Raw genomic sequence first — 17472 nt, forward strand, 5'->3', positions numbered from 1 at the left:
CATAGGGCTTAATAAGTAAATGACGGTACAGTTGGCGAACCAAATTCGATGAGTCTTTAGACTTAGCGTCGGTAATAAGCCCTTATAGGGCTAGTACAAACCACCGGCTAAGCCGGTGGTTTTGATTGTATAAACTTAATTCTTTATATAAGGAACCATCACTTCCAGAATCTCCAATACATGATCTCTCTGTGACGGATTCAATTCAGCAGCAATTTCCATTAATTGATTATGAGATGAAGGAGTATCGACATCCAGCAGTTGCAGCTCATCTCCAAATAAAAGATAATCAGCAGAAACATCTAAGGCACATGTTAAAGATGCAAAACTATGAATAGACATAGCCTTTCGTCCAGCTTCAATTTCATAAATATAATGCTGGCTGACACCTGCTTTTTCGGCTAACATTTCCTGTGTAAGATCCTGCCCTTTGCGTATGAGTTTGATACGTTTTCCTAATTCTTTTAAGTCGATTTTCATAAAATACCTCCATAAAAAAATACTATTACCGAGAGCTATGAAAAACCACTATCCCACAGTGACAGTCCCACTCTAAAATATTGCTGATAGCAATAGTAAGTGTTATGATAGGTAGGAAAACAGAATAATTAAGCAGGAAAACAGGAGAACAACGAGAAAGAGGAAGGAATGCAAACACAGACAGGAAGAATTATTTATTACCTGACAGATTTTAAGTCAAGGCAGGATCAATTAAAAGACAGACCATATATGATATTTGAAGATATGGCGGTAGTATTTGGAATGTTAGATACAGATCGATACACAGTGCATCCAATTGATGCAAGACAGGCAGCAGATCATGGATGGACTACAGATCAGTTATGGAAAATGGCAAAAAAGAATACGCCAAGATTACTTCCAGAAAGAATTGAGCCAGCAGATAAAAAGATCATTGGTCATACAGATGATGAACCGGTATTTCTTCTGTCAAATGATGTACGAAGATATGGTTCGGGTGTGATCTGTTATGAGAACTTATTATACAATTTTGCCTGCAAATATCACGATAACCTTTATTTACTTCCAACAAGCATTCATGAATGTATTATCTTGCTGGATCAGGGAAGTCTAAGCTGTGAAAATCTGCTGGATATTATCGAAGAGTCAAATAAAATGTTGAAAACAGATGAGATATTATCCGATAATATTTATTATTATGATAGGCTGCAAAGAGAATTTTTTGGATTGTTTTAGTTAGAAAAATTAGATTATTTCAGATGGGAATTTCATTGTTGCAGTTTAGCATAGAATAACGTATGATAGAGAAAACAAGCCAAGATAAGAAAGGGGCGAGCTATATGATACCAATGATCGTAATCGGAGTGATCGTGCTTATCATAGTGATATGGCTGATCAGTTCATACAATGGATTTGTAACATTAAGAAATAAGACAGAAGAAGCATTTTCAGCAATGGACGTTTCATTAAAGAAACGTTATGACCTGATCCCAAACTATGTGGAGACAGTCAAAGGTTATGCAAAACACGAATCAGAGACATTAGAGAGAGTCGTTGCAGCGAGAAATCATGCAATGACAGCAACAAGCGTGGATGATAAGATCAAGCAGGAGAATGTGTTATCAGGAGCACTGAGATCCTTATTTGCAGTATCTGAAAGTTATCCGGAATTAAAGGCAAATGAGAACTTTAATAAACTGCAAGATCAGCTTCAGAGACTAGAAGAAGAAATCGCAGGCTCCAGAAGATATTATAACGGGGTTGTAAACCGCTACAATACAAAGACAGAATTATTCCCTGGCAATATCATAGCAGGAATCTTTGGATTTAAGAGAAAACCATTATTTGAGGTTTCTAATGAATCAGAACGTGAGAATGTACAGGTAAAATTCTAATGATCGAACAGGGGGAAAAGCACTATGAAAAAGTGGATTACCTGTATCATAATGGCAGTCATGATGGCTGCCATGATTTTTATGGGGACAGGAAATAATGTGTTTGCAGATGATGAAGTTACATATGATTCGAATATGCAGACAAAGAAATTTGATGTTAATGTCAAGGTTGGGAAAGACGGAAGTTATACAGTAACGGAGAATATCAAAGTAAAATTTGTTAATCCAAGACATGGAATTTACCGCTATATTCCATACAAAGGGAATGTGGTAACGATCGACAAGAATGGAGGTCAGAAAAAACTACTTTATTATGCAGATTTTGATCTGTTAAAAAATGACAGCAATACAGATTTACAAGAAGATTCTGATGGTAACAGTGAGGTATTGCAGTTTGGTTCCGAGGATTATACGGTAAACGAAGGAAATTATAAATTCACGTATCAGCTGACACCACAATATCAGGGAGATACATTTGATTATTTGTATTACAATATTTTTCCAACTCTCTGGAGAAATAACATACCAAAAGGAAGTACATTTACGATTCATTTTCCAAAGAAAACAGATCTTAAAAGTGTGAATTTTTTCTATGGGCGTTATGGTGAATCAAAGAATGCAAAGGATGTGCTGACTTTAAAATATGATGAGAAAAATGCGCAGATCACAGGAACATTGAAGAAGTCTTTACCATTTAAAAATGGATTGACATGTTACAGTGATCTAGGAGATGGGTATTTTACAGAAAGAAATGAAATCGGAGCGGGTGGATTTATTTTTGTGGTCACGATTGGAATTCTTCTGATCATAGCTGTGCTATTTGCCAGGTTTGGACGCGATGAAAAGATCATCCCATCTATCCAATATCAGCCACCAGAAGGAATGGACAGTGCGGTTGTTGGATATGTAATAGATGGATCTGTAGATGACAAAGACGTTATTTCATTGATCCTTTACTGGGCAGATAAGGGATATCTGAAGATGAAAGAAAAAGGCAAAGAAGATATGGAGTTTATCAAACTTAAAGATATTCCTGAATCAGAGCCAAGATACCAGCAAACGATGTTTAAAGAGTTATTTAAGAAGAAAGATCAAGTGAACGCTTCTTCACTGCAATATAAATTTGCAGATACAGTTGCTATTGTAAAAGATGATATTAAGTATGAGTATAGGAAAAAGATTTATACAACATCATCAAAATCTGCAAGAATTATATCATTTGTACTAATGCAGCTTCCAATCTGTTTATTTGCATTTGTTATGATGCTGTACAGTCCAGATGGAATCTTAAATCTTATCCTTCCATTGATGGCATGGATTTTATACTTTATCGGAATGTTCCTTGTATGTCACAGTGTAGATAAATGGTATGCTATTTCAAAAGGAGCAAGAACTGGCCTGCCGATTGCGTCTGCATTACTTTCTATTTTAGGATTTATTTTCTATGGATTGTATTATTATGTGAAGATACAGAGAGGTGAATTATTTGATTTCTTTGGTGTGTATCTTGTCATTGTTGTGGTATCATTTATCGGAGTGATTTTAACGGCATTTATGAAGAAGAGAACCCATCAGTGTGTGGAATGGATGGGGTATTTAGCAGGACTTCGTGATTTCATTGAGACAGCAGAGTTAGATCGAATGAAAGTACTGGCAAAAGACCAACCAGGTATGTTTTATCATATTCTACCTTATTCTATGGTATTTGGATTATTTGATCTATATGCAAAGAAACTGGATGCATTAAAACTCCCTGCACCAGATTGGTATGTCTATGGTGGCAGTGATCCTTACTTCCATTATTACATGATGGGACATTATATGGATCATGTGGTGTCCGAGAATCTGACGATCGTGGAACCATCCAAAGACAGCGGAGGCTCTGGTGGATTTTCTGGTGGCGGAGGATTCTCCGGAGGCGGATTCGGAGGCGGCGGAGGCGGCAGCTGGTGACTGATTGTTGATAGTTATTTTGTAACATAAATATAATTGTGGATAATTTTCTCTTTATACAAGTTTATAATTTCTTTAGAATTGTTTAGATTTAGAATATTGAATGAAGTGGAGATTTTGGTATACTTAAGACATAGTTTTTCATATATATTTTAATCCTCTCTTTTCATTATAGTGGGCTGCATGGTTGCAGCCCACTTTTTTATGCTAAAATATTACAAAGGTGTTTTGTTTTAACTGTTTTCTGTTATACTAAAGAAAATCAGAAATAAATTTTACTAGTTATTTGGTTAGGAGGTAGTTATTTATGAACATAAAAGGTCTTACAGATAAAGAAGTAAAGGAATCTAGAGCCAAATATGGCTCCAATGAGATTCCGGACTCTGAGCCGACAACATTTTGGCAGGAGTTTAAGGAGACGTTTCAGGATCCGATGATCCGGGTGCTGCTTGTGATCGCGGGTCTGATGATCGTAATGTTTTTCTTCGGGTATGCAGAGATTTATGAGCCAACAGGTACGATCGTAGCGGTTTTGATCGTGGCGTTTGTTACGGCGAAGACTGGGGTTGCCAGTGATACGAAGTATCGAGAATTGAAGGAAAGTGCGAAGAAAGATCAGTGTAAGGTCCACAGAAATGGTGTCGTGGCAGTCATTGATGTCGATGATGTGGTTGTCGGTGATCAGGTGCTATTGCAGTCGGGGGATAAGATTCCTGCGGATGGTATTTTGCATGAAGGAAGTTTAAGAGTGAATAATTCTGCTTTAAATGGAGAAGCAGAGGAGTGTGAGAAGAAGGCAGCCGGAGAGAATATTTATCTAGCGGAGGAGATTACGGGAGATACATTTGTAGATTCGTATTCTTTGTTCCGTGGGGCTGTGATCTTTGATGGGGAAGGTGTGATGGATGTCCAGAGAGTTGGACTCCATACAATGATGGGAAAGATGGCTGAGGAGATGCAGGAAGAAGAACCAGATTCTCCATTGAAGGTCAAACTTTCTAAGCTTGCTGATCAGATTTCTAAGTTTGGATATATTGGTGCGATCGTGATCGCAGCGTTATATTTTGGATATTTTATTTTAATGGCTGGTGGTATTCAGGCATATTTTGCTATGGGTGTTGCGAAGGTTGTTGAGGATTTGATCAATGCAGTTTCACTGGCGGTTGTAATTATCGTCTGTGCGGTTCCAGAGGGGCTTCCTTTGATGATCTCGCTTGTTTTGATGCAGAATACGAGTAAGATGTTAGATCATAATGTATTGGTCCGTAAAGCGGAAGGAATTGAGACTGCAGGTTCCCTGAATATCTTATTTAGTGATAAGACAGGAACGATCACAAAAGGGGAGTTGGAAGTTGTTGACTTTTTTACAGCAGATGGAACTTCCATTCCTCCAAAAGAATTAAAACAGCATGGAAAAGTAAAGGGATTATTAGATCTTGCGATCGGGAAAAACACGCAGGCGATGTTTGATGTATACCATAAAGTTATTGGTGGGAATGCGACGGATCAGGCGTTATTAAAATTTATTGGAGAAGAGACATTTTATATGTTAGATGAGAACAAAGAATGTAAAGTTACAACACATCAGGGATTTAACTCATCCAATAAATTCAGTCAGGCAAGAATTGAAGTGTTAGGAAAAACATTTTATAAAGGTGCGCCAGAACGTTTACTTACAAAGGCAGTAAAATATATAAACGCAGATGGGGAGATCAAAGAGATCGATCATAAGGCATTAAATGCGAAAATCGATGCATTGGCAGCAAAAGCAATGCGTGTTCTTGCATTTGGCTATTCAGAGAAAGAACTTGTAAAGAATCAGATCAATGATGATCTTGTACTCATAGGGTTAGTTGCGATCAGGGATGATGTCCGACCATCCGCAAAAGATGCGATCAGAGAAGTTCAGGAAGCTGGAATTCAAGTTGTAATGATCACAGGTGACCGCTTGGAGACGGCAGTAGCGATCGCAAAGGATGCAGGATTATTAAAGAATGAATCAGACAGAGCATTATCTTCTGCACAGTTAAATCAGATGAGTGATGATGAAGTCAAAGCGATCCTTCCAGAGATCCGTGTTATTGCAAGGGCATTGCCGACAGATAAGTCAAGAATGGTACGTCTGTGCCAGGAAATGAATCTTGTCGTAGGTATGACAGGTGATGGTGTCAATGACTCTCCAGCATTGAAACGAGCAGATGTCGGATTTGCGATGGGAAGTGGAACGGAAGCTGCGAAAGAAGCTGGTAAGATCGTCATTTTGGATGATAATTTCTCATCGATCAAAGATGCCATCTGGTATGGAAGAACGATCTATCATAATATCTTGAAGTTCTGTAGATTTCAGCTAGTGATCAACGTGGCAGCCGTTGTTGTCAGCGCGGTTGCACCATTTTTTGGTGTGGAAGAACCATTGAAGGTTACACATTTACTATTTGTAAATCTAGTCATGGATGGTCTTGGAGCTATGATGCTTGGAAATGAACCAGCACTTCATAAATATATGAAAGAGGCACCAAGAAAACGTGATGAGAGTATTATCAGTAAAGATATGGCAATACAGATCGGATGGTCAGGAGTATGGTTGGTTATTTTAAGTTTTCTATTCTTAAAACTTCCAGTGATCAGTCATATATTTGACAATGAAGCCGAACATTTGACAGCGTATTTTGTATTATTTATCTTTAGTGCATTATTTAATGGATTCAATGTTAGAGATGACAGGTTTGGAATCTTTAAACGATTAAATGAAAATCCAGATTTCTTAAAGGTATTCTTTATCATCATGTTAGTACAGATCATTATCGTAAATGCAGCACTGATTCCGTTTCCACTATTTACATGGATCGGAAATATGTTTAGCTGCATTCCATTTGGGGCAAAAGGCTGGATTGTCACAGTCTTGTTGTCAATGACGATGATTCCTGTGGATTGTCTGAGAAAATTAGTATTCAAATGTGGAAAATAAGTTGATAAGATACAAAAGAAAGCGGAGGTTTTCGGATGAAAGTAGTAATTGCGATTGATTCATTGAAGGGAAGTCTGACATCAATCCAAGCAGCACATGCAATTGAAAAAGGAATCCATTATACACAACAACTTATGGAGTTGGACAGATGATCACTGATGCGATTCATAAAGGCTGCAGACGTTTCATCATGGGAATTGGTGGAAGTGCAACGAATGATGGTGGGGCTGGAATGTTACAGGCGTTGGGATACGATTTTCTCGACAAAGATGGAAATCAGATCAAACACGGAGCAATCGGATTAAAAGATTTAGCAAAGATCAAAGATGACCATGTAATCTCAGAATTAAAAGACTGTGAATTTCATATTGCCTGCGATGTGACAAATCCATTATGTGGAGAAGAAGGCTGCAGTGCGATCTTTGGTCCACAAAAAGGTGCCACGAAGCAGATGGTAAAAGACATGGATCAGTGGTTAGCAGATTATGCAAAGATTGCAAAACAAAGCTTTACAAAAGCAGATGCTAATAAACCAGGAACAGGAGCAGCAGGTGGTTTAGGATTTGCATTTTTAACGTTTACAAATGCAACCCTAAAGTCAGGTGTTGACTTGATCTTACATGAAACAAAACTAGAAGAAGAGATCAAAGATGCGGACATCGTGATCACAGGAGAAGGATGCTTAGATGCTCAGACAGCGATGGGAAAAGCACCGATCGGAGTAGCAAAACTTGCGAAGAAATATGGAAAATTAGTATTAGGATTCTCAGGAGCAGTGACCAAAGGTGCAGCTGCATGCAACGAAGCAGGAATTGATGCATATTTTCCAATTGTAAGATCAGCTGTATCATTGGAAGATGCAATGAAGAAGAAAAATGCCAATGAGAATCTGATGGATACAGTAGAGCAGGTGTTTCGAATGGTAAAAGTATTAAAATAAGAATATTGTAAGTAAAAATAGTGAGACAAGAACAAATAGAAATTCCGGTCTCACTATTTTTGTATGAATTTATTGTCTTTTACAAAAAATATATTATAAAAAGTTTGTTGATTATAAAAAAATAGTATAAAAATTACAAAAAATATACAAAATGCAATAGTTTTATACATCAATTGTATAAAACTATTGAAAATAATGAAATAAAAAGCTAAAATATAATAAAATTTATAAAAGGAGGATAATAAAATGGTAAGTAAGATAATAAGTCGTGACGACTATTTAAATAAGTTAATCGCATTTAAAGATAAACAGTTAATTAAAGTTATTACAGGAATCCGAAGATGCGGAAAATCTACGATCATGGAAATTTATCAAGATTATTTGCAGAAAGAAATGAAAGTAACAAATGAGCAGATCATAGCAATAAATCTTGAAGATTATGATTTTTATGATATGAGAGATCCTAAAAAACTTTATGCATATATCAAAGAACGACTATTGCCAGACCAGATGAATTATATATTCTTGGATGAAATTCAGCAATGTGAAGATTTTCCAAGAGTTGTAGACAGTTTATATATAAAAAATAATGTTGACCTATATGTGACAGGTTCAAATGCCAACATGCTATCATCTGAAATTGCAACATTATTATCTGGAAGATATGTAGAAATTAAAATGCTGCCATTGTCCTTTAAAGAATATGTAGAAAGTACTGGAGATGAGGATAATCTTCAAAGAAAATATACAACATATCTGGAAAACAGCTCTTTTCCATATGCATTGGAATTAGCTGGACATCCGAAAGAAATCCGAGATTATCTGGATGGAATTTATAATACAATTATAGTAAAAGATATTGCTCAAAGACATAAGATTACAGATACGATGATGTTAGAAAGTATTACAAGATTTATTTTTGATAATATTGGGAATCAATTATCTACAAAGAAGATTGCAGACACCATGACATCAGCTGGAAGGAAAATAGATGTAAGAGCAGTTGAAAAATATTTGACAGCATTTATGGAAAGCTATGTTATATATCAGGCGAAAAGATATAATATCAAGGGAAAACAATATCTGAAAACATTAGAAAAATATTATGTTGCTGATATTGGATTAAGATATATGTTATTAGGAAGCAGATCAACAGATGTTGGACATATATTGGAAAATGTCATATATTTAGAGTTGATCCGAAGAGGATATGAAGTATATGTAGGAAAGCTTGATGATTTGGAAGTCGATTTTGTTTGTATGGATCAAAAAAGGATCATCTATTATCAGGTAGCTGCAACAGTTCGAGACGAAAAAACATTAAAGAGAGAATTGTTGCCACTTCAAAAGATTCATGATCATTATCAAAAGATTTTGCTAACATTGGATGAAGATCCAGAAGCGGATTATGAAGGAATTAGAAGAATTAATGCACTTGACTGGCTGATTGGAAAAACAGAATAAGAAATCGGCCAGAATCTTAAGGTGCCATGTGATATTGTAAAACGATGTACGAAAGATTTCTAAAAACATAAACTTTTACATGAAAATATTTCAAAACTATTGAAAAATACAAATCAAAAGGTATAAAATCGTACCTAAGACCAAAATAAACGTAACGATTGCTAACAGTTACAAAAGAATGATTTTAAGAGAAAGTTTGGGGGAAGACAAGAGATGTATAATATCGTATCAAAATTATTGATCTATGGTGACATGGACGAAGAATCCATCTTAATGCAGTTAAGTGATATTTTCCGCTGCATGGACGAAGGATCACAAACAAAAGATGTTTTAAGAACAAGAGTATTTAAACAGGTAAAAAGAATCTTAGAAGTTGCAACAGATTACGCATTTGATAAGAATCTGTGGCACAATTATTTAACATACTTACTGATCACAAATGAAAATCCATTCAGTATCACATGTGAAAAAGTTGGTGCCAGCGAAGGAAGTGTTAACCACTTTGCAAAGAGTGATTTCAAAGCATTCAAAGAATTATTTGATTTTGATTTTAGCAGAATCGAAGATGAATTAGGAGTTGACTGCTTTAGCAGAATCTCTGATTATAAAGCGATCGGTAAACCCGAATTAATGTACAATAAGAATGTCAGTGAAAAAGTTCAGGCATTAAGTGAGAGATTAGAGACAGCCAAAGACGAGAACGAGTTTTTTGATATGGTTACAGATTTCTACAAAGCATATGGAGTTGGTATGTTTGGCCTTAATAAAGCATTCCGTATCGAAGAATGTGGAGATAATAACATCCGCTTCCGCGCGATCAATAACATGGACAAAGTTGTATTGTCTGATCTTGTCGGATATGAGATTCAGAAACAGAAACTTGTTGAGAATACAGAAGCATTTGTTGAAGGAAGAAAAGCAAACAACGTTCTGCTATTTGGTGATAGCGGTACAGGTAAGTCTACAAGTATCAAAGCTATTGTAAATGAATACTATGATCAGGGATTGCGTATGATCGAGATTTATAAACATCAGTTTAAAGATCTTTCTAATGTAATTGCTCAGATCAAGAACAGAAACTACAGATTCATCATTTACATGGATGACCTTTCTTTCGAAGAATTTGAGATTGAATACAAATTCTTAAAAGCAGTTATCGAAGGTGGTGTTGAGACAAAACCTGAGAATATCTTAATTTATGCAACATCCAACCGTCGTCATCTGATCAAAGAGACATGGAACGATAGAAATGATGTTGAAAATAGCAATGGAATGCACAGATCCGATACAATGGAAGAAAAATTATCTCTGGTAAATCGTTTTGGTGTTACGATCAACTACTCAAAACCAAGCCAGAAAGAATACTTCGAGATCGTATTCGAACTTGCTCGTAAAGCAGGAATTAAAATGGGAGAAGACGAACTGAAACTCGAAGCAAACAAATGGGAATTAAGCCATGGAGGAATTTCTGGACGTACAGCACAGCAGTTTATTAATCATTTAATGGGACTTCAGGCGTAAAATCATAGCTATTACTTAATTTAAGAACTTGCTGTATGGTAAAGATGCAGAAAGTTCTTTTTTTCTATATAGAACCCTTGCGAAAGAAATTGTCTTTAGGCTATAATAAACATAAGTATGTAGATACATACGAAAGAAGATATTTCAATGATGATATTTTTATAGAAGAAACAGAAAGTGAGAATATACAATATGTGGTTAGCAGACCAATGGAAAGACTATGAAGTCTTAGATACATCAAACGGTGAGAAATTAGAACGCTGGGGAGACTATTTTCTGGTAAGACCAGACCCACAGGTACTATGGAATACACCAAAGAAATTAAGACAGTGGAAGAAGCCAAACGGCCATTATCACAGAAGTCATAAAGGCGGTGGACAGTGGGAATTTTTTGATCTCCCTAAGACATGGGATATTCACTACAAGGAATTGAAGTTTCACTTGCAGCCATTCAGTTTCAAACACACAGGATTATTCCCAGAACAGGCAGTGAACTGGGACTGGTTCTCTGAAAAGATCAGAAAAGCAGGACGACCTGTTAAAGTATTAAACTTATTTGCTTACACAGGAGGAGCAACACTTGCAGCTGCAGCAGCAGGAGCATCAGTCACACACGTTGACGCATCCAAAGGTATGGTAAACTGGGCAAAAGAAAACGCACAGCTTTCCGGATTAAGAGAAAAACCAATCCGATGGTTAGTTGATGACTGTGTGAAGTTTGTAGAACGTGAGATCCGAAGAGGCAATCACTACGATGGAATCATCATGGATCCCCCATCTTATGGAAGAGGACCAAAAGGTGAGATCTGGAAGATCGAAGAGAAGATTTATCCATTCATTGAACTATGTACAAAGATTCTATCAGATGATCCATTATTTTTCCTTGTAAACTCTTATACAACAGGTTTACAACCTGCAGTTTTAACTTATATGTTAGAAACTCAGGTAGCAGCAAAATTCGGTGGAAAAGTCATTTCAGATGAGATCGGATTACCGGTTTCATCAAACGGATTGGTACTTCCGTGCGGGGCTTCTGGACGCTGGGAAAAGTAAGTTCTTAAGATTTACTGAATTTTAGCGGAATATGTAAAAAAACGTTGAATTTTCCGCAGAAATGTATATAATAAGAGAAGTATGTGTACATGTGTATACTGATGAAGAAGATATAACATAATAATGATAGATAAGAGAAAGCGAAAGGGGAATTTTTTGCCATGGCAGCAGGAACAGATATTGGAATTGATTTAGGAACCGCCAGCGTTTTAGTTTACGTTAAAGGTAAGGGCGTCGTATTAAAAGAGCCATCCGTAGTGGCATTTGACAGAAATACAAATAAGATCAAAGCAATTGGAGAAGAAGCACGTTTAATGTTAGGAAGAACACCAGGAAATATCGTGGCAGTTCGTCCATTACGTCAGGGAGTTATCTCTGATTATACAGTAACAGAGAAGATGTTAAGCTATTTTATCGACAGAACAGTTGGTAAATCTTTATTTGGAAGAAAGCCTCGCATCAGTGTCTGTGTACCAAGTGGTGCTACAGAAGTTGAGAAGAAAGCAGTAGAAGATGCAACATATCAGGCAGGAGCAAGAGACGTTTCTATCATTGAAGAACCAGTTGCAGCAGCAATCGGGGCAGGAATCGACATTGCAAAACCATGTGGAAATATGATCGTTGATATCGGTGGAGGTACAGCAGATATCGCTGTTATTTCTTTAGGTGGAGTTGTAGTAAGCAATTCTATCAAAGTAGCTGGAGACGATTTTGATGAAGCTATCGTTCGTTTTATGCGTAAGAAACATAACTTATTGATCGGAGAACGTACAGCAGAAGATATCAAGATTAATGTAGGTACAGTATACAAACGTCCAGAAAATCTTACAATGGATGTTCGTGGACGTAACCTTGTAACAGGACTTCCTAAGACAGTAACTGTTACATCTGAAGAAACAGAAGAAGCCTTAAGAGAACCTGCGTACCAGATCGTAGACGCAGTACACAATGTACTGGAGAGAACTCCACCAGAATTAGCAGCAGATATTTCTGATCGTGGAATCGTCTTAACAGGTGGAGGATCTTTAATTCAGGGATTAGAAGAACTGATCGAAGAAAAGACTGGAATCAACACAATGACAGCAGAGGATCCTTTAACAGCTGTAGCGATCGGTACAGGAAAATATATCGAATATCTTGCAGAAGATGACAAGAAAAAAACAAAGAAAAAATAATCACGAAAGATTCAAAAGGCCAGGATGGCAATACATCCTGGCCTTAATTCACGTTATTTAAGAAAGGAGAGAAAAAACAATGACATATTTGAAAGGATATGTGGATCATATACGTTTTCGAAATGAAGATAATGGATACACAGTATTGAGTCTCGACGTGGATGGCGATGAAGAAACTGTTGTTGGGTTGTTTCCATTCTTAAATGAAGGTGAATACATTTCCATGGAGGGAGATTATGTGGATCATCCGGTTCATGGACCGCAGTTTCAGATGAGGACATATGAGATCGTAGCACCAGATGATATTGACAGCATGGAACGTTATTTAGGTTCCGGTGCGATCAAGGGGATTGGACCAGCTCTTGCAAAACGTATTACTAAGAAGTTTAAAATGGATACATTCCGTGTCATTGAAGAAGAACCAGAACGGCTTGCCGAAGTTAAAGGGATCAGTGAGAAGAAGGCGAGAGCGATCGCCGTAGAATTCAGTGAGAAGCAGGAGATGCGTCAGGCAATGATGTTCTTGTCCGGCTATGGGATCAATAATAATCTGGCAGTTAAGATCTATAAAGAATATGGAGATCATTTATATACGATCATACAGGAAAATCCTTATAAGATGACCGATGATATCGCAGGAGTTGGATTTAAGATCGCAGATGAGATCGCAAAGAAAGTTGGAATCGGAAGTAACTCAGATTATCGTATTATTTCTGGAATTTTCTATACGTTAATGAGAGCTTTGAATGAAGGTCATGTATTTCTTCCAAAGCATATTTTATGCAGAAATGCAGCACATATTTTAGGAGTAACGCCAGAGGATATCGAAGAACATTTATTGGAAATGATGATCGACCGTAAGATTGTCATTGAGGAAGATAAAGAAACGAGAGTTTATGCAGCAAGCCAGTATCACATGGAAGTCAATACGGCAAGGATGCTTCTTGATCTGAATATTCATTATGATATTTCTGTTTCGGAAGTGGAGACGATGATCGCGATGATCGAAGAAAACGAACAGATTACATTTGCGGAGAAACAAAAAGAAGCGATTCATGCGGTCGCAGAGGATAGTATTGTTATTTTAACAGGAGGACCTGGAACTGGTAAAACAACAACGATCAATGGAATGATCCAGTATTTTGAACATGAAGGACTGGATATCAGGCTTGCTGCGCCAACAGGACGAGCAGCGAAGCGTATGACAGAAGCAACAGGATATCAGGCTATGACGATTCATCGTCTGCTTGAGATCAATGGAGAGGCTGACAAAGAACGTGACTTGCGAAAAGGAGCCACGATGTTTGAACGTAACGCAGGTAATCCACTAGAAACAGATGTTATCATCATTGATGAAATGTCTATGGTAGATCTGTATCTAATGAATGCATTGTTACAGGCAATGGTACCTGGAACAAGGCTTGTGATCGTGGGAGATTCTAACCAGCTTCCATCAATTGGTGCAGGAAATGTTTTAAAAGATATGATTGCATCCGAACAATTTAAAGTTGTAGAATTAAATCAGATCTTCCGTCAGGAAGAAGGAAGCCACATTGTAAGAAATGCCCATCTGATCCATCAGGGAAGACCTGTGGAATTAGATAATAAGAGCAGAGATTTCTTTTTTCTTCAGAGAAATAATATTCAGGATGTCCTTGGAGTATTAGTCTATTTAGTCAGGGATAAACTGCCGGGATATGTCCATGCGAAACCTTACGATATTCAGGTATTAACACCAATGCGTAAGGGTGAACTTGGAGTAGAAAGATTAAATCAGGTAATGCAGCAGTATTTAAATCCCCCATCTGACGAGAAGAAAGAAAAAGAGGTTGCTTTTGGATTGTTTAGAGAAGGCGACAAGGTCATGCAGATCAAGAATAACTACCAATTGGAATGGGAGATGCGAAACAGCAAAGGATTTACTGTAGATAAAGGTGTTGGAGTCTTTAATGGTGATATGGGAATCATCACAGAAATTAATGATTATACAGAAAAAATCACAGTATTATTTGATGAGACAAAAGAAGTACAGTATGCATATGCAAATCTGGATGAATTAGAACTTGCATATGCTGTAACGATTCATAAATCACAGGGAAGTGAGTATCCGGCCGTTGTTATGCCAATCTTAAGCGGTCCAAGGGTATTGTTTCACAGGAATCTCTTGTATACAGGAGTTACAAGGGCAAGGAACTGCTTAACGATCGTTGGGGACAGGAATATGTTGTTTTCAATGATACAGAATGTAAATGAGCAGCGAAGATACACAACACTTGCATATAGGCTAAATCAGATTGCAAACGAATCAAATGAAGATGGGATGGATGAATTTGGTCTGTAAATGTACGAAAAATAAAGAAAATAATGTAAGAAACCGTCATCTTTTAGAGGACGGTTTCTCTTGTTTCCGAATCTTTTGAAACCTTATAATGAAGGGGAGGAAAGGAAGGGAAATATGAAAGAAAAAAGACGTATGATATCAGAAGCGGCCAGACAGTTAGGTCTTGAAACATATAACCTTAGAACATGGGAGGAAGAATTTTCACTAACAATACCGAGAAATGAAAAAGGATACCGTTATTATGGCGAAAAAGAAATCCGCACATTTGAGCAGATCAGGGATTTAAAAAATGCAGGATTAGACAGTGAGGAGATCAAGCGGAAACTTTCTGGAAATATCATTCCATTTCCAGCGGGCAAACAGATCAATACGTCAGAGAAAATGAAAGAGTTTCAGAAAGTACTTGTAAAGATCATGGGACAGGCAATCCTTGAGCAGAAAGATTACATTGCAGATCAGATCAGCTCCAAAGTATCAGACAGGGTGGCAAAAGAAGTTGATTATCAGTTTCGGCTGCGGGAATCAGAAGAAGAACAACGCTTTAAGAAACTTGATGAAATGATCAGAAACCAGCAAAAAGCAAGGGAAGAAATTGCAGCATCCAGAGAAAGAAGACATTTCTTTAAAAGAAAACGAAAAGAAAAATAAGTTGCGATTGTATTTGGATTCAGACAATATTATAATAAATTTGTGAGCTCCGATTTCAACAGATTGAGAGTTAATATATAGAGTGAGGAATTCAAATATGAACAAACGACCAAAGATTCTGGTAGTCGGAAGTCTTATGATGAACCATGGGATTGAAACAAGCGTGATACCAGAAGAAGGACAGACTGTCATGGGAGAAGACATCCAGAAATCACCTGGTGGCAAGGGCGCAAACCAGGCGGTTCAGATGGCAAGATTAGGGGCAGATGTCACACTGATCGGGAAGATCGGAAGAGATCAGGATGGAAAAGAACTGATCAAGGTATGCAAAGAAGCAGGTGTACACACAGAACAGATCTTATATGATGATACATTGCCGACAGGTTCTTCTATCGTATTATTAGAGAAGATTCCTGGACGGAAAGTAAAGAAAAGATCCATCATCGTACCAGGAGCATGTATGGCAATTACAGTAGATGAGATCTGTTATCTGGAAGACGAGATTGAGAAATATGATCTGGTAGTTTTACAGAATGCAGTACCGATGGAAGTTAATGAAGAAGTTGCGAGATATGCTTATGAACATCAGGTAGATGTTGTGCTTAATCCAACACCGGTAAAGAAACTATCAAAGGAATTTATGCAGCATATTACATATCTGATCGTCAATGAACAGGCGGCTAAATCGATGACAGGAGTTAAGATTCACAGTGATTGGAAGAGGGACTGGACACGATTTAATCTGGATGAAGCAAGGGTTGCATCTGCAGTGATCCGAGGACGAGGAGTTCCAACCGTTCTTGTGACACTGGGGGAGAAAGGTGTGATCATGAACACACCAGAGAGATTTTATTATAAGAAAGCAGTCGAAGATGTAGAACTGATTGATCCAAGAGCAGCAGGGGATGCATTTATCGGAGCATTTTGTACAAGAATCTGTACGGATGATTCAGTAGGTAAAGTATTGTCCATAGCCAATTATACAGCAGCTTTGTCGATCGCTACACCAGGGGCTATAGAATCACTTCCGACATCGAAGAAAGTAAGAGAATATATGGAACAAAAAAGAGATGCATAAAAATGCATCTCTTTTTTGTTGTTTGAACAATATACGTTACCTGGAAATTATTCCTGGCTGATAGCTCCTGCTGGACATCCGTCTGCACAAGCTCCACATTCCATGCATGTATCTGCATCGATTACGTACTGTCCATCTCCTTCGCTGATAGCTCCTGCTGGGCAAGTTCCTTCGCAAGCTCCACAAGAAATACAAGCGTCTGAAATTACATATGCCATAGTTATATCCTCCTTATATAAATAGTATAATCATTAGTAGCGGGCATCACCCGCTTGACCATGTTTATTTTAATATACTTGGGAAAGAATATCAAGTGATTTTGTTGTATTTTTAACAATAATGTAATAAAAATATGGAAAGTTATTTTGACACTTTGAACATAATGTATTATACTATGAATGTTAGTCTAAACTATTTTAGAGAACATTGTTAGAAGACTATCGTTTTCTAAAAATAC

At 37.2% G+C, this 17472-nt stretch carries 14 protein-coding genes and 1 pseudogene; 13 read left to right on the forward strand and 2 right to left on the reverse strand.

All coding sequences use genetic code 11. From position 1 onward, the window contains the following. Positions 1-135 precede the first annotated feature (135 nt). Positions 136-480 (reverse strand): helix-turn-helix domain-containing protein, encoded by a 345-nt coding sequence (locus KE503_RS01210; RefSeq protein ID WP_212384318.1) that lies wholly within the window; start codon positions 478-480, stop codon positions 136-138. 168 nt (positions 481-648) lie between these two features. Between KE503_RS01210 and KE503_RS01215 the strand changes: the two genes are divergently transcribed. The 13 genes and pseudogenes from KE503_RS01215 to KE503_RS01275 all read left to right on the forward strand — a co-directional run bounded on the left by KE503_RS01215 (position 649) and on the right by KE503_RS01275 (position 17015). Further along, positions 649-1215, forward strand: a complete 567-nt coding sequence (locus tag KE503_RS01215; protein ID WP_212384319.1) for a DUF5688 family protein — start codon at positions 649-651, stop codon at positions 1213-1215. Positions 1216-1277: 62 nt separating this feature from the next. Continuing rightward, complete coding sequence (locus KE503_RS01220) at positions 1278-1874, forward strand: LemA family protein (RefSeq protein WP_117944141.1); 597 nt, start codon at positions 1278-1280, stop codon at positions 1872-1874. 24 nt (positions 1875-1898) lie between these two features. Beyond that, the gene (locus tag KE503_RS01225) at positions 1899-3827 is read left to right on the forward strand and encodes a DUF2207 domain-containing protein (RefSeq protein WP_249182925.1); all 1929 of its coding nucleotides are present in this window, start codon (positions 1899-1901) and stop codon (positions 3825-3827) included. Between the two features lie 307 nt (positions 3828-4134). Continuing rightward, positions 4135-6795 (forward strand): calcium-translocating P-type ATPase, PMCA-type, encoded by a 2661-nt coding sequence (locus KE503_RS01230; protein ID WP_212384320.1) that lies wholly within the window; start codon positions 4135-4137, stop codon positions 6793-6795. Between the two features lie 35 nt (positions 6796-6830). Then, complete coding sequence (locus KE503_RS14800) at positions 6831-6947, forward strand: glycerate kinase (RefSeq protein WP_022374899.1); 117 nt, start codon at positions 6831-6833, stop codon at positions 6945-6947. After that, positions 6902-7735 (forward strand): annotated as a pseudogene (locus tag KE503_RS01240) (glycerate kinase family protein); the annotation flags it as partial. The gene KE503_RS14800 and the pseudogene KE503_RS01240, both read left to right, overlap by 46 nt. A gap of 246 nt (positions 7736-7981) precedes the next feature. After that, the gene (locus tag KE503_RS01245) at positions 7982-9199 is read left to right on the forward strand and encodes an ATP-binding protein (protein ID WP_055196316.1); all 1218 of its coding nucleotides are present in this window, start codon (positions 7982-7984) and stop codon (positions 9197-9199) included. Between the two features lie 213 nt (positions 9200-9412). Continuing rightward, a complete protein-coding gene (locus KE503_RS01250; RefSeq protein ID WP_055196315.1) occupies positions 9413-10720 on the forward strand; it encodes an ATP-binding protein in 1308 nt (435 codons plus the stop codon). Positions 10721-10912: 192 nt separating this feature from the next. Then, positions 10913-11773: a class I SAM-dependent methyltransferase gene (locus tag KE503_RS01255; protein ID WP_055196314.1), complete on the forward strand. Its 861-nt coding sequence runs from the start codon at positions 10913-10915 to the stop codon at positions 11771-11773. A gap of 161 nt (positions 11774-11934) precedes the next feature. Next, the gene (locus tag KE503_RS01260) at positions 11935-12948 is read left to right on the forward strand and encodes a rod shape-determining protein (protein ID WP_055196313.1); all 1014 of its coding nucleotides are present in this window, start codon (positions 11935-11937) and stop codon (positions 12946-12948) included. A 79-nt stretch (positions 12949-13027) separates the two neighbouring features. Next, the gene (recD2, locus tag KE503_RS01265) at positions 13028-15289 is read left to right on the forward strand and encodes an SF1B family DNA helicase RecD2 (protein WP_117945218.1); all 2262 of its coding nucleotides are present in this window, start codon (positions 13028-13030) and stop codon (positions 15287-15289) included. A 114-nt stretch (positions 15290-15403) separates the two neighbouring features. Beyond that, positions 15404-15937: a helix-turn-helix domain-containing protein gene (locus KE503_RS01270; RefSeq protein WP_212384321.1), complete on the forward strand. Its 534-nt coding sequence runs from the start codon at positions 15404-15406 to the stop codon at positions 15935-15937. Positions 15938-16034: 97 nt separating this feature from the next. Further along, positions 16035-17015 (forward strand): ribokinase, encoded by a 981-nt coding sequence (locus KE503_RS01275; protein ID WP_117945216.1) that lies wholly within the window; start codon positions 16035-16037, stop codon positions 17013-17015. A 47-nt stretch (positions 17016-17062) separates the two neighbouring features. Here the strand turns inward: KE503_RS01275 and KE503_RS01280 are convergent, their stop codons facing one another. After that, complete coding sequence (locus KE503_RS01280; RefSeq protein ID WP_008393929.1) at positions 17063-17233, reverse strand: DUF362 domain-containing protein; 171 nt, start codon at positions 17231-17233, stop codon at positions 17063-17065. Positions 17234-17472: the final 239 nt, after the last annotated feature.

Origin of the sequence: Anaerostipes sp. Marseille-Q3525, assembly GCF_018223505.1 — a bacterium.
Classification (GTDB): domain Bacteria; phylum Bacillota; class Clostridia; order Lachnospirales; family Lachnospiraceae; genus Anaerostipes; species Anaerostipes amylophilus.